Here is a 22,626-nt window from a genome sequence, read left to right as displayed (position 1 = left end):
TTTACGGTTATTTGCGTACACCCATTGCAGTATCGGTGGAGGAATTGTCATGCGCACCCTGGGCATTAATATAGGCTCGTCGAACGTCAAGGCGGTCATGTTTGACGGCGACACGCTCCTGTGGAGCGACGTCGTGCCGCACGAGGGAAATTTTGTTGAAACATTGAGGAAGATTATCGCTTCCAGAACGATACCGGAGGGCGTGCGCGCACTCGCGACCGGGACCGAGGGACGCTATCTACTGAACGTCGCCACCGTCATCGAGCCGCTCTGCGTGGAGGCGGCGCTTCGCGACATCGACGAAAACGTCGACGCGGTCGTCTCCCTCGGCGGGGAGGACCTGGTCGTCTACACCATCAACGACGAGAAGCGGATCATCACGAGCTTTTCCGGAAACAAGTGCGCATCCGGCACGGGTGAGTTCTTCAAGCAGCAGCTGGGGCGCATGGACCTGGGGCTCGACGCGGTCGACCGCGTCGGGCCCGACTGTAAGGTTTACAAGCTTTCTGCGCGCTGTTCGGTATTCATGAAGAGCGACTGCACCCATCGCCTCAACAAGGGCGAGGCCACCAAGGGTGACATCATCCTCTCCCTCAGCAACGTCATGGCGATCAAGGTGGCCGATTTCCTTAAAAGGGCCCGCATGGAGCGAGGCCGGGTGATGCTCACCGGCGGCGTAACGCGAAATCCCTACATACTGGCCTTCCTGTCCGAAAAGCTTCCCGACGTGGAATTCGTCGTCCCCGGAACGGCGCCCTTCTTCGAGGCGTACGGCGCGGCGCTCCTGGCGCGCGAGACCGGCAGCCTCCTTCCACCGTCCGACGGGCTCATCCGCGAGCACAGCGTGCAGTTCGCCCGTTTTACGAGCCTCAAATCCGCCGAGGGGAGGGTGACCCTCATTCCGTCGCGCAAGACGAAGGTGCGCGCCGGGCGCGAATACATACTCGGCGTCGACGGCGGCTCGACGACGACGAAGGCCTGCCTCATCGACATCGAGACCGATGAAATAACGGCATCGTATTACGGTCGCACTCACGGAGATCCCGTCAAGGCGCTCAAACAGTGTATCGAGGAGATCAAGAAACAGATCCGCGAGGACATCGGAGAAGCGCCGGTCCGGATAAGCCTCGCGGCGACCACCGGCTCCTCGCGCGAGATACTGGGCGTGTTTCTGGAGACGCCGGCGGTGTACAACGAGATCATCGCCCACGCAGTGGGGACCACCTACTACCAGCCGGACATCGACACCATCTTCGAGATCGGCGGCCAGGACGCCAAATACGTACTGCTGAAAAACAGGGTGCCCATCGACTATGCCATGAACGAGGCCTGCTCGGCGGGCACCGGCTCGTTCCTCGAGGAATCGTGCAGGGGGGACCTGAATATCGAGCACGCGCACGAGATCGCGCCGGTCGCGCTGACGGCCGAGCGGCCCCTCAAGTTCGGCGAGCACTGCTCGGCCTTCATCAACTCGGATATCCGAAAGGCGATACAGCAGGGGGCCTCGCGCGAGGACATAACGGCCGGGCTCGTGACCTCGATCGTATCGAATTATCTCAACCGGGTGGTGGGCAACCGCACCATCGGAAACAGCATCGTGCTGCAGGGCGGTGTGGCCAAGAACGAGGCTGTGCCGCTGGCCTTCGCGATGCTCCTGGGTAAAAACATCCTCGTGCCGCCGGACCCCGAGCTCATGGGGTGCTTCGGCGTGGGACTGCTCGCGGCGCAGAAGCTTTCAGATGGCTTCCTCGAAAAGGGGAGCTACGATCTGGACGCGATCCTCGCCACCGAGATCGTGAACGAGCGGGAATTCCAGTGCAAGGCGTGCGACAATTACTGTCCCATCAGGGTGCTCGTCGTCAACGGCCATCGACACATGTTCGGCGGGCGGTGCAACAAGTACGCAAACATCCGAAAGAAGAAGACCTTCGACGAATCCGCGGTGACCGACTACATCGAGCGCCGAAACGACCTCATGTTCGTGGAATGCGCGCCCGATCCGGCAACGCTTCGAAAGCGCAGCGAGTACACCGTTGGCATCCCGCGCTGCCTCTCTGTCTATACCCTGTGGCCGTTCTACTCGCACTTCTTCCACGAACTCGGCGCGCGCTCGGTGCTCTCGAGCGAGATCTCAGCGTGCGGAGTGGCGAGGGTTGAGAGCGGATACTGCTACCCGGCCGAAATCGCCCACGGCGCCGTGCAGGCCGCGTTCGACGCGCGGCCCGACTTCCTGTTCCTGCCGCACTTCCGGGACATGGAGAGCTACGAAAGCGACGTCCACGCCAACTTCTGCCCCATCACGCAGGGACTGCCGTATTATATCCGCCAGGCCTTTCCGGAGATTTCCGACGCGCGCGTCCTCTCCCCGGTGGTGAGTTTCAAATACGGAGAGGAGAAGGCGATCGAGCCGTTCATCCCGCTTGGAGAAGCGCTCGGTTTCGATGAAAAAGAGGTGCGCGCGGCGTTCGCAGCGGCGCTGGGGAAACAGCGTGAATACGCGGAGAAGGCGGCATCCCTCGGACGCGAGGCGCTTGACGAGGCGCGACGCTCGAAGCGGCCGGTCATCGCGCTTCTCGGCAGGCCTTACAACGCGTTCACCCCCGACGCGAACATGGGGATCCCGCGCAAGTTCACCTCGCGCGGCTGTACCATCATCCCCTTCGACATCCTGCCCTTCGAGAGCGAGGACATCTTCGCGAACATGTACTGGTATTACGGCCAGCAGAATATGAAGGCGAGCAAGCTCGTTAAAAACGAGGACAACATCTTCGTCACGTATATCACGAACTTTTCGTGCGCGCCCGATTCGTTCATGCTGCATTACCTCAGGTGGAACATGGGCACCAAGCCCTTCCTGGTGCTCGAGCTCGATTCGCACACGGCCGATGCGGGCGTCGATACGCGCGTCGAGGCTTTCCTCGATATCATCGAGGGCTATCGCAGCAAGTTTACTGAGATAGCCTCCGAGCGCTTCGACAACGGACTGCGCTTCATCGTGGAGAGGGACGGCCTCTACGTGAAGCGTCTTTCGACCGGTGAGAGGATGCCGCTGAGGGGCAACCCGCGCATAAGACTTCTCCTGGCCAACATGGGCCGTCTCTCCACGGAGCTCCTGGCCGCGTCGCTCCGCTCGACGGGAATAAGCGCCGAGGCCATGCCGCTCGCCGACACGCCGACGCTGCAGCTGGCGCGCAATCACGCCTCGGGCAAGGAGTGTCTGCCCTCCCACCTGGTGCTCGGCGAGGCGCTGCGCTTTTTCGGCTCGGAAAGCTACCGCAAGGACGAGATCTACCTGCTTTTCGTCCCGACGACCACGGGCCCCTGCCGTACCGGGCAGTATTTCGTCTTCTACGAGAACCTCTTCAAGGACCTTCGTCTGGACAACGTGGTGGTCATCACGCTCGATTCCGACAACTCGTACAACGATCTGGGTCCGGACTTCTCGAAGCACGCGTGGTGGGGGCTTGTCATCAGCGACTACATGAAGGACGTGGAGACCTCTCTACGGGCCTGCGCGGAGGATCCCGTGGAGGCGATGCGGAAATACGACGAGCTGTGGCACCGGCTCATCTCGGTCGCCGAGAATGACGTTGCCCGGGTGCTTCCCGCACTTGACGCGATCGCCGCGGAGATCGCGCGCATCCCGCTCAAACGCACGATCGACGAGTGCCCGCGGGTGTTGATCGTGGGCGAGATATTTGTTCGGCGCGACGACTTCGCGGTGGACGAGCTCATCCAGCATTTCAGCTCGCGCGGAATCATCGGCAAGGTTTCCGGGATTACGGAGTGGGTCTATTATTGCGACTACACGCGCCGCCACGAGATCAGGAAGCGATACGGGCTCCTGCCGTGGTACCGGCGGCCGTTCTCGAAGGAACTGCGCGAGCTCGTCGCCTGGAAGCTCGAGGAGATGTACAAGCACCGCGTGGAGCACAAGGTGGGGTCCGTGCTCAAAAAAACGGGCCTTGTGCCCGAGACGCCGCACGACATGGATCGAATAATGGAAAACGCCGAAAAATACTTCGTCAGCGACGAGCTCCATTCCGAGATAAGCGTCTCGAGCGGCGTGGCGGCGACGGCAATGATGGACGGGTACTCGGGGGTCGTGAACATAGCGCCCTTCGCCTGCCTGATCGGGCGCGTGATCGAGGGGATACTCACCCCGTGGGCCCGGGAGCGGCACTATCCCATGATGTCGGTCGAGATCGACGGAAACCTGTTGCCGCCTTCCATCGTCAACAAGCTCGACATCTTCATGCTGAACGTCCTTCGCCTCAGGGAAGACCCGGCGGTGTCGTCGCTCGTGGAGCCCGAATCCGGGAGGCGCTCGCTTCTGAGCAGGATGGAAAACGGGAGCTGAGGCGACACCGCACCGCCAATTTTTACTTGCCATTGAGGCTTTTCCCCTTTACGCTTTCACCCTTCCAGGCCTTAAAGTAACCGTTTTTCCGAGGGGCCTCCATGGCGTGGCATCGGCTGTGATCGGCATGATAAAAAAGAAAATAAACGCGAAGCGGCCCGCTGACGACGGACTAAATCCGATGGCGGGCGGGACAGCGAATAACGAGAGTCCTCCCCGCGCGCCTGCCGGCGGGACCGGCGCGGTAAAGACGGCGGCGAAAATAATTGTAATCTGGGTTCCCCTGGCGGTCGCGGGGCTGGTGGTCGTGATCATGGCGGCCCTTCCGCTGGTCCTCTCGCCGAAGCGCGTCGAAACCATCGCCGCCGAGGCGTTCCGCTTGGCCTCGTACGGCGAGCTATCCATGAAGGTTAAACGGTTTAACCCTTACCGTGGTTTTGAAATCGAGAACCTCGTCATCTACAACGGAGAGGAATTCGGCCGGTCGAAGTTCGTGGAGATCGAACGCCTTGTGTTCGATTACGGATTTTTCGGCATGCTTGTCGGCAGGGTGCGCTTCAACGAGATCGGCATCTACCGCCCCCGCATTCACCTTATCGAGAAAAACGGCGTCTGGAACGCCGAACGCCTGATGAAGGCTTCGGCCGAAAAACCGGGGAAAGAACAAAAAGAGGAGAAGAAAGAGGAAGGGGTCGGCCCCTCGAAGGAGATCGGCCTTCCGATTTCCCTCGACTTTCTCTTTAAATTCGTGATCGAGGATTTTCGGCTCTATGCCCGCGGCACCGGACTGAACGCCTCGGTCGAGGGGCTCGGCTTTACCGCCGATATCCTTGTGCCGCCGTTCAGAAAGGTGCCGAAATCCCCTGAGGCGGTCGCGCTCCTGGAGCGGATGTCGATTGCGCTCAATCCGAAAGGCGAGCTCGATGTTTCCGTGTATACGCCCGACGTCGAGGTGAATCCGCCGCTGGTGTTGTCTTGGAAGTTCGACTTTAACAAGGGGAAGGCAGGCAATAATTCGTTCGCGAGTGCATTCCGGTTCGGCACCAACAGGACCCCCGTGCGCTTCAAGCGCTCCCGGCTCGCGCCGCTCTCCCTGATGATCGGTTATGACATGGTATACGATCCGGCGGTCGACAATCTCAGGCTCGACCACTTCAGCGTCCGCTTTGCAGGCAGTACCTGGCTGAATCTTGCGGGGACTGTGCGCAACGTCACCACCCGGCAGGAGATCGACATCAGGATGACGCACAGCGCGATCGCTCTCGACGAGCTGTATCCGTACTATGCGGCGATAACCGGCGACCGGCTGACGCGCTTCGGCGGTGTCATTTCGCTCTATCCGCTGACGATAAAAGGGAATCCCTCGTCCATGGACGTAAACGGCGAACTCGCTCTGCGGGAAATTACGTATAAAATGCCGGGGATCGAGGCCGCGCTGCCCCACGCGCGGCTGGGTTTTACGGCCCTGCGGCGCGCCGACGATATAAAGCTGCTTGCCAGGCTCGCCGTCCCGCGCTTTTCCTACGCGCTCGAGAGGAGCAAATCGGGCGACAACGGCGTTGAGATGGCAATGGACGCGTCAGCGCCGGGTAACTTCGGCCGGGTGAAACTCCAGTCATTCTCTTTCAGGTTTTTCAATCCGGCCGACGGGCAGAACGCCCTGGAAGTCGGCGCGACGGCCGAGGCCTCGCTGGGCGCCGCACCGGCCGGGAAGCTCAATGTCGACAGGTTCCGATTCCGGAAGGCGCCGCTTATGGCTATGCTTCCGGCCTCTCTCAGGAAATCGCTCGACGGGCTTCCGCTTACAAAACCGCTCGACCTCTCGCTTGACGCGTCGTTCGGCATAAAGGGGGAGAAGACGAACGCGGCTGCCGTTATGAAGCTCATCGCGCCCGATTTTGATCTTACCGACCTGCGGCTCGATGTGGACCTCGCGCAGGACGGCACGCGAAAGCGCCTGACGCTCTCCAGGTTTCATCTCGGAAGCGAGGCGAAGGGTCTCGACATCGATGCGCGCGGAACCGTCGATATCGAGACGCCGCCGTTCTCGGATTCCGACCTGAGGCTGGGCATAAAACTGAAAGCACCGGAACTCGCGGCGGTGTATGGCCCATGGAAGATCAAAGGGCTGGTTGATATCGGCGCCGCCGTCAGAGGCGATTTAAAGAACGGCAGGGCCTTCGGGTCGATTAAGATTGGCCGGTTTTTTGTGCAAAACGACGAGGAGCGCATCGCTGTCGACGACCTGAACATGGACTTCCCCTTCGACTATTATTTTACGCCGCGCTACCGTGGCGAATCGCGCATAGCGACCGACAAAAGCCTTCTCATCTCCAACGAATATTTCAGGGAGAAGGCGAACTTCACGATAAAATCGATACGCGCAAAACATCCGGCCAGGGACGTTTCATTCGAGTATCTGAAGGATTTTTCCGCCACAATGGCCTTCCGGGAAAACACCTTCGAGATACCGGCGATGCGCGCATACGTGCTGGACGGTTCGCTGTACGGGCGTGACATCCTGTTCAACCTCGCCGATATGAAACCGCGGAACATGGAGTTCCGCGTGGCCCTCGACGTCACCAACGTGGACATCGGCAGGCTCGACGATCCCGATTCGCGGGAAAAAAGGCGCGACGCCGAGCTATCGCTTAACGCGAATTTCGTCGGCAGGGGCGTCGATATAGAGCGGGAACTTTCGGCGCAGGGCTACGTCAACATTCACAAGATCGGCGAGAAGTTCGCCAGGGGCCTGCTCAAGGGGCTGTCGACGGAAAAGGGCACTTCAAAGCTCGGGGGTGTCGCTCAGTTCGCGGTGGACAACTCGATGAACGTGAAGGGCTTCAATTTCAACCTCGACAGGGGGCTGGTATACGCCACGGTGACGTTCTCCCGCAGGGCGATCGGATATCTCTTCGGGGTGAAGGACGAGAAGGTGGAATTCGACCGGATGCCCATACAGGAATATCTTCGAAAGGTCGGGGAGGTGGAGCGATGAATACGCGCCTGTGTCTGCTCGCGGCGGTTGCGGTGCTTTTGACGGCGCTTTCGAGGTGCGCGAGCGGCAAAAGCTGTCTGGCGGACATGCCCAGCTGCCTGGAGATATCGCCCCCGGATATACACCTCACCGGGGAAAAGACCGTCATCGAGCGGCAGATCGTGGGCGATTACCGCGAGCTCGAACGCGACGCGTGGATCATATCGTCGGTGAAGACCGACGTGGCGCGCTCGCGCGGCCCGGCCGTGGTGATGGGGGGCGACGCGGCGCTTCTGGGGGCCGTGAAGATACGGGAGTTCAACGAGGAGAAGATCCGCACGTATAAGGACGATGGTGCCGTCGGGGAGGCGAACAGCGGGATGGCGGTTTATATGCCACAGAAAAAGTACGACTCGGACGCCGCGCTCAAAGCGGCCCTCGTGCGGGTGCTCGAGGACGAGAACGCTGCGAGGAGGGTGATCTTCGAGCGGAGCGTGGCGCGTACGGGGCCGGGAGGGCCTGCCACCGGCGATGTGGCGGCCTTCGGCGCCGCCTTCGCCGAAGAGCAGGCGGCGCTCGCGAAGAGGAACGACTGGGTCCAGGATAGAACGGGCAAATGGGTTCGTAAAAAATGAATGCCCTATTTCTGCGCCGAAGCATCCCCGCGGTCCTCGCCGCGGCCTCCCTGTCCCTTGCCGCCTGCGAGGACGCGTCCAGGAACGAGGTGCTGTTCAGTTACGGTAAAATCCTGAGAAAGGAATACCGCTATGACGTCGGCAGGGTGGTGCCGGTCACCATAGAACAGTCCGTTGAGATTGGAGGGGTGTTTACGCCCGACGGGCTTTTTTTCTTTTTCGCTTCCGACCGGGAGCGCGGCAACCTCGATATCTATCTGCGCTCGCTTGCCGACATCACCACCGTACGGATCACCGATCATCCATCGAGAGACTCGTCTCCGGCGATCTCACCGGATGGGAAGCATCTCGCCTTCGTTTCAGAGCGAGAGGATCCGGAAGGCGACATCTATCTCATGCGCGTGGACCCCGCCGCATTGATCAAAAGAGCCCGCTCGTCCACCTGGCGTGCCATCGGCCCCCCGGCGGAGGCCGTCAATCTCACCCAGTACCAGGAACCGTCGACGGGCACAATCCGCTCCCTGAAGGACGATTCGCCCTGCTGGTCGCCCGATGGAAAGCTCGTTGCCTTTTCCTCCGCGCGCGGCGGCGCCGAAAACATATGGGTGATGGATCGAAAGGGACGCGCCCTGCGGCAGATCACCCGCGACGGCGGCGCGCATCCCCGTTTTTCACGAGAGGGAAAGAGGATCATCTTCGTCTCGTACAGGGACGCGGGCTCGGGCGGCGACGTCTATACGATCGACCTCGCGTCCGGGGCCGAAAAGAAGCTTACCACGGGGCCGGGGATCGAGATGCACCCGACCTTTCTCCGCGGGACCGATGAGATCGTCTACACGCTCATCGACCGGGACACCAACGGCGATGGCAAGCTCGATCTGAAGGACAATTCGGTCATCCGGTATAAAAACCTCGCAAACGGTCTGGAATATCCACTTACGCTGTATTCACAGTCCTCGTTCTCTCCGCGCTGGTCGCCGGCCTTTGACGGTATTATCGTGTTTTCCGATCAGGTCGGAAGCAATATCAACATCAACATAATTCCCGATGACGGAATGATCCCGAAACGGGAGAACGCGCGCCGCCAGTACGAACTTGCCGAGAAATACCTCCAGGAGTTCGATGATACCGACCGCTACCTCCTCGCGCTGGAACGGGTGTATCATTTCTTCGGCGCGGCGAAGGACGCGGAATCGATCGCGTTCACCGCACGCGCAATCGCCGAGGCGGCGAGGCTAAACCACAGCATGGGCCGTACCGCCGAGGCGGCGCGTTTGCAGAAGCTCCTCGTTTCGTTCTCCGCCGACAGGAACGACTATCGGACGGTGCTCGGACGTTACATCGGCGAGCGTTTTTACGGCAGGCCGGGGGAGCGTATCATCGCCGAATCCCTCGCGGGAATGGCGGCCGAGCCGGGCAGGGCGGCCATCATCCCCTATCTGAAGGAGGACCTGGCCGATGAACACGTGCGTTCGGGAAACCGTTCGGCCGCGGCCGGGGTTTATCGAGATATTTTGAGAAACCATGCCGACTACGGCAGGGCTTTTTACGTTCGCTACAAACTCGCCGCGCTCGAGTCCACACGGCTTGCCGACGGGATTCACCCGTCATTTATCGCGGTGCTCGATTCGAGCTTCATCTATCTTCGTAACGACACGATGATTCGCATCCTCGAGCTCTTTGACGGGGAGGCGGACGCGGGGAAGCGCCTCGCCGCCGCCAGGAACATGATGGTCGGGTATCGGGATAACAAACTTCTTCCGGGACTGCTTTTATACGTCATCGGGAAGGCGCACTTCGACCTTGGCGATATGCCGGCGGCGAGGCGCCAGCTTCAGGAGTCGCTTAAGATCGTCAGGAAGAACGATATAGTCTATTACCTGAGCAATATCCTGCTGGGAGATATCGCCGGCGCGGAGCGAAACTTCAGGGAGCGCGAGGCGTTTTATTCCGCGGCGGCGAACAACTATCTTCTTCTATGGAAGCAGCGGGATTTTCCCGCGATCGTAATGAAGCTCATCGATTATTACGAGGAATACGGCGAACGCGCGGAGCTTGCGGGCGATTATACCGGGGCCGTCGCGCTCTATAAAAAATATGTGTGGCTTCTGACTTACCTGCACCTGAAGAAACGTTTCGAGGACATCTACAACGAGTACGGCGCGCGCGCCCACGTGCTGTATATTGACGCATTTTCGGACTGGAAGGGGGGCGACGCGCGGGCGCTTGACGGTCTCGAAGGGGAATACCTGGAGCGTCTGCCCATCGCGCGCATGGACTTTGACAAGGCGCATATCTATGGGCTCGGATACATCTACGCGAAGAAGGGCGTGGCGTTGGAACGGGCGGGAGACCGCGAGGCGCTGCTCGGAAGCTTCCGGAAATGCATCGACGAGCTCGACTGGGCGCTCTTCATCGACGACACCTTCGTCGATCCGTACATGCTGAAGGGATGGATTTCGCAGTATGTGGACCTGCGGCGCAGGGACGACCTCGAGGATACCGGTGGCAGGAATGAATCGATCTTTGCGCGCTTTTTCCCCCGTTATTTATGGGAGAGCAACATCCGGATGTACGAGAAGGCTCTGGAGATAAACGACGAGACAAAAAACCCGGGGAAGGAAGGCAACCTGCATCTTAACATCGCCAACACCTATTTTCTGTTGAACAATTACCCGCGCGCGCTCTGGCACTACGAGCACGCCGCGCGTTTCAAGCGGAGCTTCGGTTCTCGAATCGAGGAGGCGCTCTTCTACTACCACCTGGGCTACTGTTACTGGCAGGACGGCCGTTACGGCCGGGCCAGGGAGGAGATGAACAAGACCCTTAACGTATACCAGACCATGGCGTCGGGCAGGAACATTCGCCGGTACAAACAGCAGATACTTGACCTCTACCGCTTCTTCGGGCTGCTTTCCAGAATGGAGAATAGCCACGAGGACGCCATTGCCTGGTTCAACAAGGTGCTCGACTTTGCAGCGGCCAACCGTATTAAAATCGACAGGGCGCGCTACCTGCAGGAGATCGCCTACTGCCACCGGGAGCTGGGCGATACCGAAACGGCGCTTTCGTATCTCGGATTGGCCGATTCGCTGCTGAAACGATACACCGACGATGAGCGTAAATACTACCTTAAAGTCAAGATTCTGGGCCTCGGCCCGATACCGCTGTGGAACCTCGGCAGCGATGTCGCCGTCATCGGCGAAAACCGCATCTTCACCGAACTCGACACCATGAGCAAGCGCCTTCTCAACCTCTCCCTCCAGGAGGAGGCGTACTACGGGATGGGCGAATACCGGGCGTCGATACGCTTTCTGGAGCGGAAACTCGAATTGCTCGGCAAACGCTCGGGAAGGGTGGACAACGAGACGCGGATACGGACGGTCAATAACATAGGGTACTGCCGGTTTCTCCTTCATGAGTACGGCGCGGCGCGCGCTGCGTTCGCGCGCGCGTGGGACCTGGCGGCCGACCCGAAGGTAAACGACCTTGAGGGCGCGTTTATCGCGATCATCAACCTTTCCATCCTCTACGCCTATCTGGCCGAAAACGCACTGTATCTCAGGGAGCCCGTTTCCGATATTGACGTCCTCGTCGAACGTATCTCGGCGTTCAGGAATGGATACGAGAAGAGGCGCCTCGAGTCGGCGATGGCGCGGCTTGAGGCCGACGCGAAGGTACTGCGGCGCAAGCATACCGAGGAGGAAGTCCGGTCGCTGCGAATAAAGGTGGCGGGGGAAACCGCCGGGGTCCACTACGATGTCGACGTGGCCCTGTCCGTGCTCCGGTTTTACAAGGCGGAACTCCTGGCTGGCATTGAGGCCGGCCGCGGAGCCGACCGGCCCGGGACGGCCCGCCGTGAGTTCGACAGGGAGAGTGAAATTTATCGTTTATATTCGCAGGCGGAGGCCGGATTTACCACCGCGCTCGAGCGGGCCGCCAAAGAGCCTTCGCGCAGGCTCTCTGTCAGACTACTGCTCAACGCCGCTCGGTGCAGGGCGCGTCTGGGCATGATCGATGAGGCGTACGAGGCCTTCATGAACGCGGAGGCGGCCGCGCGTAAGTTCGAATACGATGATCTGTTGTGGGTGATTGACGGTACGATCGCGGGCTTTTTGCGTCAAAGCGGCGCGTCACTCGAGGGAGTCCGCGCCGCGGAATCCGCCATTGAGCGATATCGCCGTGCCCTGGATTCGCTCGAAGCCCGTCCGCTGCCGCACTCCGGTGAAATCGGGAGGGTGACGCGCCTGTACGATGATTTTGCGGGACTGCTCGCGCTTCGCGGTGATGCGCGAGGGGCGCTGTCAGTCCTCGAGAGGAAACGGGCGACGGAACGCATTCTAATTGTACGGGCCGCCTCGCCCGAGTTCTATGACAGGGACGATTCGCTGGCCTACCGGCGTGCCATGACCCTCTCGGCCTCGCGCGCCGCTCTGGCCGAAAAGCGCTCCGGCCTGCTCGAGGCCGCGGCACGCTCTCCCGAGGACATGGCGGCGGTCGGAAAATCGATTGCGGACAATGACCGGGAGTTCGCCAGACTCGTTGACGGACTGGAAAAACAGCGACCGGTTTTCGCTTCGTTCCTGCGCCACCAGAGAAAACCGCTTCCCGAAATAAAAGCCTCCACGGCGTTCAGGTTTTTATTCGCCGGTGGTTCGGTTTACGGCTGGCGCCTCAGAGGGAAGAATGTCGAATTCCGGATGATCGGAAATGCGGACAAAGACGGGCGTGAACGGCTTCGAACAGGACTGAAACACTTCCTTTCGGAAGCGGGCGAAGAGTCCGGGCCGCGCTTCGTGGTGTTCGACAATACTGCCGCGGAGCTGTTTCGGCTTCTCGGGCCTTCCGGTTTTCCGCCGTTCATGTTCGCAACTTCGCTCGATGATATTGCCCGCGGGGGCGAACGGCGCGGTTCCCCCTTCACGAGCCTGTACACCCCCGATCCGAAACTGCGGGAGAAATTACAGGAAATCCCGGCGCTCGCCCGGATGGTCATGCGCGACGGAGCCCCTCCGGGTGCGGAGCTCGCGCGCTTCTCGGTGCTGGTGGACCAGGGCGAAGAGGAAGGTCCGCTTTCTCCCGCGGCGCTGTTTGGCAACCGTCTGGGCGCCGAGGTTCTCGTGTTGAATATGGAACAATTTAATGAAGAGCGCATCGCGCTCGCGTTCGAAGCGGCACGGTATGCGGGGGCGCGATCGGTCGTTGTCAGCCACGGCCTCGGCATGGAGGATATGGCAAAGCTTGTAGGGCGTACTCTCGAGGCGCCGCGCGACCGGCTGAACGCCGATATCGGCGGCCCGTCGGGAATCGCGTTGGCGCTGGGGGAGGCCGGGAGTGCCATCGATATTTCGGAGACCGGCAAACGGTCGGATGACTCGCTGTATGCCATGTTCGTCGAGGAATTCCGGCGCGGCGATGCCGCCCATGCGCGGGCGCTCCTCGATCGCTGGAACGACAGCGTGCGCGGTGATGCAAACGCGCCCGCGCTGTACGCGCTTCATTCGGCCGAGCTCGCGCTCCTCGCCGACGATCATGGGACGGCGGCGACCATGATAAACCGGGCGCTTGCGGCAAAGAGCCCGACCGTGGACGAATTGATCGAAAGGGCCATGGCCTATAAGGCCTACCTGCTGCTCTACGGGGGGGCCGCCGGGGAGGCGGTCGAAATTATCGAGCGCCGCATGAAACAGGGCGCCACGCAAACCGCCGAATACCGGGCGCTCGCCCTCGCCGCTGATATTGCCAGAGGAGGCACGCCAACACATGATGCACTGCAGGCGTCGCTGACAGGGAGCGGTTCGCTTGTGCCTGTCGACCGGCTGCGACTGCTCCTTGCCGAATACCTGTATATGAGCGGTAGAGAGTCCGATGCGCGAAGCATCGTATCCGGCATGGGTGCCGGTACACCTTTCTCGCCGCGCGAGATGTGCAAGATCGCGTTTCTTGGAGGAGGAACGCGGGAAGCCAGGGGCCTCCCGCGCCGATTTTCCGGCATCATGGCACTCTTTGCCGAGAAGGATGGCGACCTCGTCAGGCCGAAGGCCGCCCCCCTGCTGGAAGAAAACGGGCGATTCGATGCGCTCTCCACTTTCCCGGTCGCTATTGTTATAGACCGCTTCATGAAAGCTGAAAGATTTTCGGGTATTCATGCCTTCACAAGTACGATAGACCTTGACGGCTTGGCGGCGGGGGGATTCTGGATGGACTCGGCGCCGCTCTTAATGAAGCTTTACGGATTAAGCAGGGCCGAGCGACGCCACGGAGACGCGCTCACGATCCTCGGCGCGGTGAACGAATCGACGAAAAGCAGGGAGGTCCCGGCGTTCAGGGCGGCGTACCAGTATGCTTATGGCATGGAGCTGCTCAGGGCCGGGCGCTATCACGCTTCGTATGAATCGGCGAAGACCGGAAGGGCGCTTCTGGAGGCCACACTCCCGCTCTTCTTTCCTCTCGAGCTGCTGCTCCTCGAGAACGAGATTTCGCTGGGACGGTTCGACGAGGCCTCGGCCCGCGCGTCATCATTGGGCGAGGCGCCGGCCGGATTCCGCTACGTTCTCGAGCTGCTCGGCGCGCGGCTGGAACTTGCGAGAATTTTGAAAAAAAAGGACGCGTCCGAGGAGGAATGGCTGAGGGTCGAGTCGCGCGTGGCAGTCGGGCTCCATGCGTTCGACGAGTCGGCGGATGTTCTTTCGGCATTCAACAGGATTGACCTGGTGGAGCAGAGCCTCGATTTTATGATTTCATACAGGATGAGCCGCCGCGATTATCTCTCCGCGCTCGTCTACGCGGAGACGAAGAAGCAGCTCCGGCTCCGCTCGCGTTTCCCCGGTATCGCTTCGGGTATTCAGCGCGAGGCGGCGGCCGAGTTTAGGGGTATACGGGACAGAATATCCGGACGGGATCGCTTTATCCAGCTTCTGAATGCCCGTCCGGCCCTGCAGGCGGGAGCGATCGCCGGCGTGGTCCCCATAGAGGCTTTCCAGCGCAGGATTCCCGATACGGCGGTCGTGATTTACCTGGTTAAAAACGGGAAAGATATACTCGGATGGACCATCGCGCGGCAGTTTATCGAGCCCGTACGCATTAAGGATGGTTACGATCGCGCGCTCCTCCTAACGGAGCGCTACCGTGAGGCGATCGGGGCCTTTGGAAGCGTTGCGCCCATTTCGCGCGACCTGGCGGCGCTCTTGAAGCCATTTGAGAATTATTACCGCGGGAGGGAGTCGGTCGTTTTCATCGTCGACAATGAACTCGAACAGGTGCCGTTCGAAATAACCGGAGAGAAGGAGCTGCTCGACGAGTCCCACCGGGTGGCGTATTGCTCCTCCATCATCTCCGCCCTGCGGGACTACGAAGCCATCCGGCCGAGGGTGAGCCTGGTGGGAGGGCCACGGGGCCCGTTGTATCATGAGATTGAACGCGTGGCGCTGCGCCAGTCCGGGATAGCCTGGGGCGCCGAGACGGCGCTCCGGTCGGGCGTGGGACATTTCATGGCGGAGCTTGCGTACAACCCGATGACAGGGGCGCTCTCACTCGGAGGGAACGCGTACCCAGACGTCGTAAAGGGGGGCTCTATCATTTATCTGCCGTCAGGCGACGCGTTCGGGGCCGTGGGACATTCGGAGTTTGCGCTGTACGCGTCAATGCGCGGTGCGCGGGCGCTGGTAATTAACGACGCCGCGGTGCACGATGTCAACAACGCGGTTTTCGTCGATATTTTTTATCGCGAGCTCGCAGCGGGGACCGAAGTCGTCGTGGCGTTCGAACGGGCCAAGCAGGGCGTTCGCTCGAGGAGACAGTTCAGCCATCCGGCCTACTGGGCCGGCATACGGCTGTACCTGAACGCGCTGGATGACGGGAGGATAAAGCCTTGAGCGACACAGCCAGCGTGAAAGCGAACGTGGTGGTCATCGACGATGACAAGCTCGTAAACGACCTCATCTACCGCATCCTCCGGAAGGAGTACAGTGCGAGAGGGTACGAGAGCGCGGAGGAGGCCCTTCGCTCGGAGAATCTCTCTATGGTTGATGTGATCATCGCCGACGTCAATCTACCGGGCATGGACGGGATCGAGTTCCTCAACAGGGTCCAGCTCGTCGACTCGGGGATTCCGGTTATTCTAATAACAGGTTACGGCGACATAGACATCGCCATATCGGCGCTCAAGAGCGGGGCGACGGACTTCATCCTCAAGCCGTTCAAGAACGAGCAGATAGGTATTTCGGTTAAAAGGGCCCTGGAGGCGCGGCGGCTCGTTCTCGAGAATCGCGCGCTTCTGGAAGAGCTCAGGCAGAAAAACAAGGAGCTCGAGGCGCTGAACGAGGAGATAAGGACGCGGAACATCGAAATCGAAAAGGAGCTCGATATCGCCGCCAACCTGCAGCGCTGTCTCTTCCCGGCGGCGTTGCCCCACCTCGACCGCGTCGATCTCGCGCTTAAATTCAGGCCGGTGGAAAAGGTAAGCGGTGATTTTTTCGATTTTATCCAGTACGATGAAGACCTTTTCGCCTTCGTGTTCGCCGACGTATCGGGCCACGGGGTGCCCGCCGCTCTGTATTCGGCCATGGTGAAAACCGCCATCAGCTCGGTGAAGACCTCGAGTCCCGTTCCTTCCGAGTTCATGGGCGAGGTCAACCGGTTTCTGATCGGGTCACAGAAGCGGATGAGCTACAATTATGTGACCATTTTCTACGGGCTCTTTGACCTTGCGGCCGATACGCTCACCTACTGTAACGCGGGTATCCCCTCACCCGCCGTTATGCGCGCGGACGGAAGCTATGCGTTTCTCGACCCTAACAGCCCGTTCGTCGGAATCTTCGAAAACTCGGTCTACAAGAACGAACGCATCAGCATCAGCGGCGGTGACCGGCTTGTCTTCTACACGGATGGCGTTTTTGAGCTGACGGGTCCCAGCGACAGGATAATGGGGCAGGGCGTTTTCCTGGAGCTTCTTAAAAAATATATGGATAAGAATATCCACGAGCTTATCGAGACGATATTTGAAAGGGTGATGGAATTCAGCGGCAGTCAGCGTCCCGGTGACGACATAACCCTTATCGGCATGAATTACAAAAACAAGGAGGACGACGAAGGATGATAAGGATAACGGTGGCGCGCGCGTGCGCCGCGATACTCATGGCGCTTATAACGGCGGCTGGATCGGAAAGGGCGCTTGCGCTCGAGTTTTCATTCCTTGTGGGCGATGTATCTCTTTTACGCCAGGGGAAATCATCGGCCGCGGGCCTGGGCCAGTCGCTCGCCGACGGCGACATGGTCATGACGGGCGCCGGGGGTATTGCGGTCATCGGATACGGGGACGGCAGCGAGATACGCGTTATGGAAAAGAGCAGGGTGAGGATCGGCAGTATTGCTGTGAAGGACTCGGGCTCCGTTTCGGTGATATCGGGGGCGATAAACGCCCGGTTCCAGAAGCTGGCGCGGGGCTCGGAGCGGAAGGTGGTCACTCCCACGACGGTCTGTTCGGTTCGAGGTACGGACTTTCTGGTCGGCGTCAGCGACGGCGCCGACTCGCGCGTCGAAATGAAGGAAGGCGCGCTCGAGGTGCGCAACCCCTACGGAAGGAAGAACCTCGGCCCGTCATCGAAGACGAAAATCGGTCTCGCCGAGTCTCCGGCCGACGATGAAGGAGAGGCCGACATGGCGGCCTGGAAGGCGGAACGCGACGGGGAGATGGAGCGCGACCCGGGAGAGCGGGGGAAGCGCTTTGAGGGCTATATCAACAACATGGGAGAGCGCAGTTCCAGGTCGTCTGGAAAGCTCGGCGATCTTAACTCGCGGCTGGGCGGCAGGGCGCCCGTCGGGAAGAAAGAGATCGAAAAGACCGGAGAAGAGCTTACGATATTGCAGCGCGACCTCGAAGACGACGCACTGCTCAATGAGAGTGCGGCGGCCTCCATCGAGGGGATCCTCGATCGCTTCGGGAAAGACAAGACGGAAATGTACGACACCTTTTATCGTATAAAGGAAGAATCGAACAAGGTTGCGCAGCAGCATCGCATAAACTTTGAGGCCCTGCAGGCTGTGCGGGAATCCTACCGCAAGGCCTATGAGGAGATCATGGGCAAACACAGGGAGAGCATGGAAAAGATAAAGGGCGGGATCGACAAAGAGGCGGCGAAGCCCCCGAAAAAATAAAGGCCGGGATCAGCCGCGCAGGTGCCGCAGGTAGTCCCTTCCGGCCACGGCGCCCTGCGCGAAGCCTTCCATTATTTTTTTACCGTCACGGCTGAGCCGGTCCACCCGGAAGTTGTCCGGGGGATAGATGACGTCGATTTCCGGGTGCCGCTGTTCGAGCTCGTCCAGCGCCTTGTTGTACAGCAGATACCTGCTGCTGATCGCCTCGACGAGAAAGCGGTAACGGTGGTCTTTGTAGTATGATTCGTAAAGGGACTTGACCCAGAACGACTCCTCCTTCTTGCGATAACCGCGCCGCCGCGTGACGACCACCAGTATCTCGTCCTCGTCGAACCCCATCTCCAGCGCCTTGGCGTATGGAATCGGATCGAGCAGGCCCCCGTCCAGAAGATGGTGTTTCGCGTATTCGACGAAGCCGCGGTAGAGAACGGGTATGGCGGCGGTCGCCTTGAGGGCCAGGGACATATCGTCGCGCCGCGAGCTTAAGTACAGCGTCTGCGGGGGATTGTCGGGGAGGCAGTCGGTGGCGGTGATGAGCACGGGGCACGCGCGGGACAGGGCGCGATCGTCGAGAGGCTCGGCGCCGTGTATGATGGTGTCGACCATCCAGTCCAGGTTCAGTATGTGCTTTTCGGGGCGAAGGATGTTGGAAAGTTTGATGAATTGTCCGGACAGAAGTTCGGTGAAAAAGGCGTCGCGGGCAAGATGGATCTGCCGCGCGGCGTAGGCCGCGCCCGTGAGCGCCCCGGCCGAGGAACCTATAATGATTTTCCAGGGGAAGTATCCACGGTCGGTGAAGCTCTGCAGCACGCCCGTGAGAAATATCCCGCGCATGCCCCCGCCTTCGAGCACGAGGGCCTTTTTCCTTTTCCGATAGAAGGGCGTGCCCCGCAGCCGGTGATAGAGCCTCTTTATTCCCATAGTCCCGCCGCTTTCCTTTGTCATCTGGTAGTTCCGCCTTCCCGTCATCACCGGGGGAGGACGGGCTCGCCTGTCATAATTTTATGGTGTCTGTTTCCTTTAATACCTGCCGACGGTCGGAAATAAATCAAACAGTTTTTCAGCCGGGATTTTCGTTTGCCTTAATCCGATATGATCGGTTATAATCGGTTAAAAAAAGGAAGGAAGGAGGTGCCACGATGAAGATTATCCTGGTGCAGCACGGTGACGCCGTCGCTTCGGAGAAGGACCCGGAGAGGCCGCTTTCCGACAAGGGGCGTTCGCAGGTTAAGCGCCTTTCAGAATTTTTACGAAAGCTCCCGTTTTACCCCGGCCTTGTACTGCACAGCGGAAAAACCAGGGCACGGGAGACCGCCGAAGCCGTTTCGTTCGCCCTCGGCGGGGTCCATGTCGAAGAGCGGTCCTTCCTCAACCCCGACGACCCGATACGGCCCATGGAGGACGAGCTTAAAGTGCTTGGCGTTAACGTGCTGATCGTCGGACACCTCCCGTACCTCGGAAAGCTCTCTTCATCGCTTCTGGCGGGCGATGAAAAACGCGATATCGTGGAGATCACCAACGTGTCCCCGGTGATCATCGGCCGTGAGAAGGGGATATTCAGGCTTGATGGTTATTTCAGGTGCGAGTACATGCGGTGAGGCATGCGACCTCCATCAGCTCTTTCTGGTCATGCCCGCGAAAAACAGAATGATGATGCCGATGAGCGACCACACCAGTGTGCGCAGGCGCTTGATGAGGCCGACCGTAAGGCCGATCGCCGGATCGTAGCCGAGAAATTGCAACGCCAGTGAAAACGACCCTTCGCTGGTGCCGAGGTTCGCCGGCATGAAAAAGATGACGCTGGTGAGGAACATGCTGAAGATATACAGGAACATGGAGTGTACGAAGGTGATCGAATTCCCCGAGAAGATGACAATAAGGTATATTTCGAGGCTGGAAAAAAAGAAACCCGACAGATAATGAATGGCGAGGGAGTAATAGAAGCATTTCATGGTCTTCCCGGTGCTGAAGATGAATGAGATATCCCCGTCGAGCGTATCAACCTTCTCCCACCGCTTTTCGTTCATGAAACGATCGAGCCAGCGTACGGGAATGCGGGTCAGGAGATAACGGACGAAGCCCTGCCGCTGTTTTTTTAAAATTACCATCATCATATACAGGAGCAGCATGAACGCGGTGAGCGTTAAGACGGAGATCCACAGGGGAATGTTGAGCACGAAAAAGCTGATAAAGATGCCGGTAAGCATCATTAGTACGTTCGAGATAATGTGTATGGTACGGTCGAGGACGACCGAGGCGAGGCCGGTCTGGATGGGGACCGCGTCCTTTATATAGATTGCCTTGAGCGCTTCGCCGGCGGCCGAGGCCATTGCGTTAACGGACGAGGTGGAGTCGCCCGCCACGCGTGCGAGGAAAAGCTGAAGATAATATGACGGCCTGACCGGGTGGTTGATGAGAACCTTCCAGGCGATGGTCATGAAAATGTTGTTGAAAAGGAATATCCCTGCGATGATCCAGAAACGCCATCCCATGGCAAAGATGTCGTCGATGGTTTTTTTCACGCCGAAACTGTAGATGAGCAGGGCGAGGATCAACACCCCCGCGCCGATAAAAATCGCCCGGTATTTTTTCACTTTGGTTCCTGGGGGTCAGAATTTCACCGAGAGAATGGTGAAATCGTCGATGAAATAATTGTCAACCGCATTATTGGAGATCAGCTCCCTGAAATAACCGATGATGGCCGAGGGGTCGTCTTCGAAGTAACGGAGCGCGATCTCGATGAGGCGCTCCTCGCCCCGGTCAATATCGCCCTCCCCGAGGTAGTCGAGCACGCCGTCGGTGAACAGGAGCAACAGGTCGCCGGTTTCGTATATGAAGACCCTTTCCTCGTACGCGGAATCCGCGGACAGGCCAAGGGCCCTTCCCGCTGCGTTAAGGCGCACGGCCTGACGGTCCCTGCTTTTTATAATGATCTGGTCGTTGTGGCCCGCGCTCCCGTAGGTGAGGAGCTTGTTGTGGCTGTCGATGAGCATATAAAAGGCCGTAACGAACATCCCGTACTCTGAATCGTCGTATACGTAGCGGTTGGAATGGACCAGCAGGGGTCCGGGCTGGGTGCTTATCCTGGCCTCAGCGCGGATTACGTTGCGCGCCGAACCCATGAAAAGAGCGGCGGGAATTCCCTTCCCCGAAACGTCCCCGACTACCAGTCCGTACTTGTTCGGGCCGAAATTGAAAAAATCGAAAAAATCGCCCCCCACCTCCTTAGCCGGGCGGTTGAAGGCCGCTATGCGGTGATTTCCGAAAACGGGCGGTATCGCCGGAAGGATCTTCCGCTGGATTTCCGCCGCGATGTCCAGCTCCTGGGCGAAGCGCCGCTGGGCCTCCTTGTTTTTCTGGTACTGGATGTTTCGCACCGCCTCGGTAACGTGGTTGGCGATAGTCGACATCACCCGAAGGTCGAAGGCGTTGAAAATGGAACAGTCGGTCTTGTCGGTGACGTTGATCACCCCGATCACTTCGTTTTCGCTGCGGACCGGAACGGAGATGAAGGACGGCGTCCGATAGCTTCTGCGGCGGTCCGTTTCAATGAACTGGATTTCGTTTTCCCTGTCGGCGACGATGAGCGGGTCGCCCGTCCGAAACACGTGGCCCGAGATCGAGTTGTCGATCGGCGTTTCCATCCCCGGGAGGACGTCTTCGGGGAGGCCGTGCGCGGCATGGAGCACCAGTGAGTTTTTCGCCCTGTCGTAGAGGAGGAGCGAGGCGCGTTCGACCCCCAGCGAGCGGGGCAGGGTGGCCATGACGGTATCGAGCAGGTCCCCTTCGATGCGGGAGAAGGAGACCGTCTGCGATATTTCGTACAGCGCGGTAAGCTCCTTGACGCGGCTGGTGAGCTCGTCGAGGAGGCGCCGGTTGGTGATGGCGATCGCCGCCTGTCCGGCGATATACGAAAGGAGCTCGACGTCGAGTTCGTCGAAAGCCTCCCTGTCGATCGAGTTGACGGCCTCAAGCACACCGATGTTCCGCTCCTGAACGGTCATCGGAACGCAGATGATGTTGCGGGTGGTGAAGCTCGACTTGCTGTCGATGCCCTTGAACACCCTGGGATCGTTCTGCGCGTTATTGACGATGAGTGGCTTTCCTGATTCCGCCACGATACCGACGATCCCCAGGCCGCGCGGCACCTTCTCGCCCTTGATCTCCTCCTTGTGCTCGCCCAGCACGATGTTGAAGATGAGGTCCCCGGTCAAAAGGTCCGAGAGCAGAAGCGAAGCGCCGGCCGTGTGAAGGATCTCGCGGGCGGTCTCGAGAATGACCGTCAGGAGCTCCGGCAGGTTCATGCTGGAGTTGATCTGGCGGTTGATGCTGCCGATCTTCGCCAGATTCAGCGTTTTTCTGTCGTCGATGATGTCCATTGCCAGATCTTATTGTTGCAAATAAGAGGGCCCCGTTGTATACGCCGTTATGGCGGGGCCGTTGACGGTTATGATCCTAAGATAGAGGATGCAACGCTCGTCTGTCCACACCTTTTTATC

General features: G+C 59.6%; 10 protein-coding genes. 7 read left to right on the top strand and 3 right to left on the bottom strand.

Annotation, left to right across the window (positions count from 1 at the left end; genetic code table 11):
- Positions 1 to 49: 49 nt before the first annotated feature.
- The 6 genes from VLM75_07370 (at position 50) to VLM75_07345 (ending at position 18,127) form a co-directional block, all read left to right on the top strand.
- The gene (locus tag VLM75_07370; protein ID HSV96738.1) at positions 50 to 4,360 is read left to right on the top strand and encodes an acyl-CoA dehydratase activase; all 4,311 of its coding nucleotides are present in this window, start codon (positions 50 to 52) and stop codon (positions 4,358 to 4,360) included.
- A gap of 127 nt (positions 4,361 to 4,487) precedes the next feature.
- The gene (locus VLM75_07365; protein ID HSV96737.1) at positions 4,488 to 7,358 is read left to right on the top strand and encodes a hypothetical protein; all 2,871 of its coding nucleotides are present in this window, start codon (positions 4,488 to 4,490) and stop codon (positions 7,356 to 7,358) included.
- The gene (locus tag VLM75_07360) at positions 7,355 to 7,972 is read left to right on the top strand and encodes a DUF1318 domain-containing protein (protein HSV96736.1); all 618 of its coding nucleotides are present in this window, start codon (positions 7,355 to 7,357) and stop codon (positions 7,970 to 7,972) included. Before VLM75_07365 ends, VLM75_07360 begins: the two co-directional genes overlap by 4 nt.
- Entirely contained in the window at positions 7,969 to 15,846 is a 7,878-nt protein-coding gene (locus VLM75_07355; protein ID HSV96735.1) for a hypothetical protein, read from the top strand. Before VLM75_07360 ends, VLM75_07355 begins: the two co-directional genes overlap by 4 nt.
- On the top strand, positions 15,843 to 17,069 hold the full coding sequence (locus tag VLM75_07350) for a SpoIIE family protein phosphatase (protein HSV96734.1): 1,227 nt from the start codon (positions 15,843 to 15,845) through the stop codon (positions 17,067 to 17,069). Before VLM75_07355 ends, VLM75_07350 begins: the two co-directional genes overlap by 4 nt.
- Positions 17,066 to 18,127 (top strand): FecR family protein, encoded by a 1,062-nt coding sequence (locus VLM75_07345; protein HSV96733.1) that lies wholly within the window; start codon positions 17,066 to 17,068, stop codon positions 18,125 to 18,127. Before VLM75_07350 ends, VLM75_07345 begins: the two co-directional genes overlap by 4 nt.
- A gap of 9 nt (positions 18,128 to 18,136) precedes the next feature.
- Here the strand turns inward: VLM75_07345 and VLM75_07340 are convergent, their stop codons facing one another.
- On the bottom strand, positions 18,137 to 19,072 hold the full coding sequence (locus tag VLM75_07340; GenBank protein HSV96732.1) for a patatin family protein: 936 nt from the start codon (positions 19,070 to 19,072) through the stop codon (positions 18,137 to 18,139).
- A 194-nt stretch (positions 19,073 to 19,266) separates the two neighbouring features.
- Here VLM75_07340 and sixA point away from each other — a divergent pair, with 194 nt between their 5' ends.
- Complete coding sequence (gene sixA, locus VLM75_07335) at positions 19,267 to 19,725, top strand: phosphohistidine phosphatase SixA (protein ID HSV96731.1); 459 nt, start codon at positions 19,267 to 19,269, stop codon at positions 19,723 to 19,725.
- A 15-nt stretch (positions 19,726 to 19,740) separates the two neighbouring features.
- On the opposite strand, the gene VLM75_07330 is transcribed toward sixA, so the two are convergent.
- Positions 19,741 to 20,721, bottom strand: a complete 981-nt coding sequence (locus VLM75_07330; GenBank protein ID HSV96730.1) for a lysylphosphatidylglycerol synthase transmembrane domain-containing protein — start codon at positions 20,719 to 20,721, stop codon at positions 19,741 to 19,743.
- 15 nt (positions 20,722 to 20,736) lie between these two features.
- Positions 20,737 to 22,506, bottom strand: a complete 1,770-nt coding sequence (locus VLM75_07325) for a GAF domain-containing SpoIIE family protein phosphatase (GenBank protein ID HSV96729.1) — start codon at positions 22,504 to 22,506, stop codon at positions 20,737 to 20,739.
- Positions 22,507 to 22,626 lie beyond the last annotated feature (120 nt).

The sequence above is a fragment of the Spirochaetota bacterium genome (assembly GCA_035477215.1).
GTDB lineage: Bacteria > Spirochaetota > UBA4802 > UBA4802 > UBA5368 > MVZN01.
The sequence above is the reverse complement of the archived record's forward strand: the minus strand, read 5'-3'. Positions and strand labels throughout refer to the sequence as shown.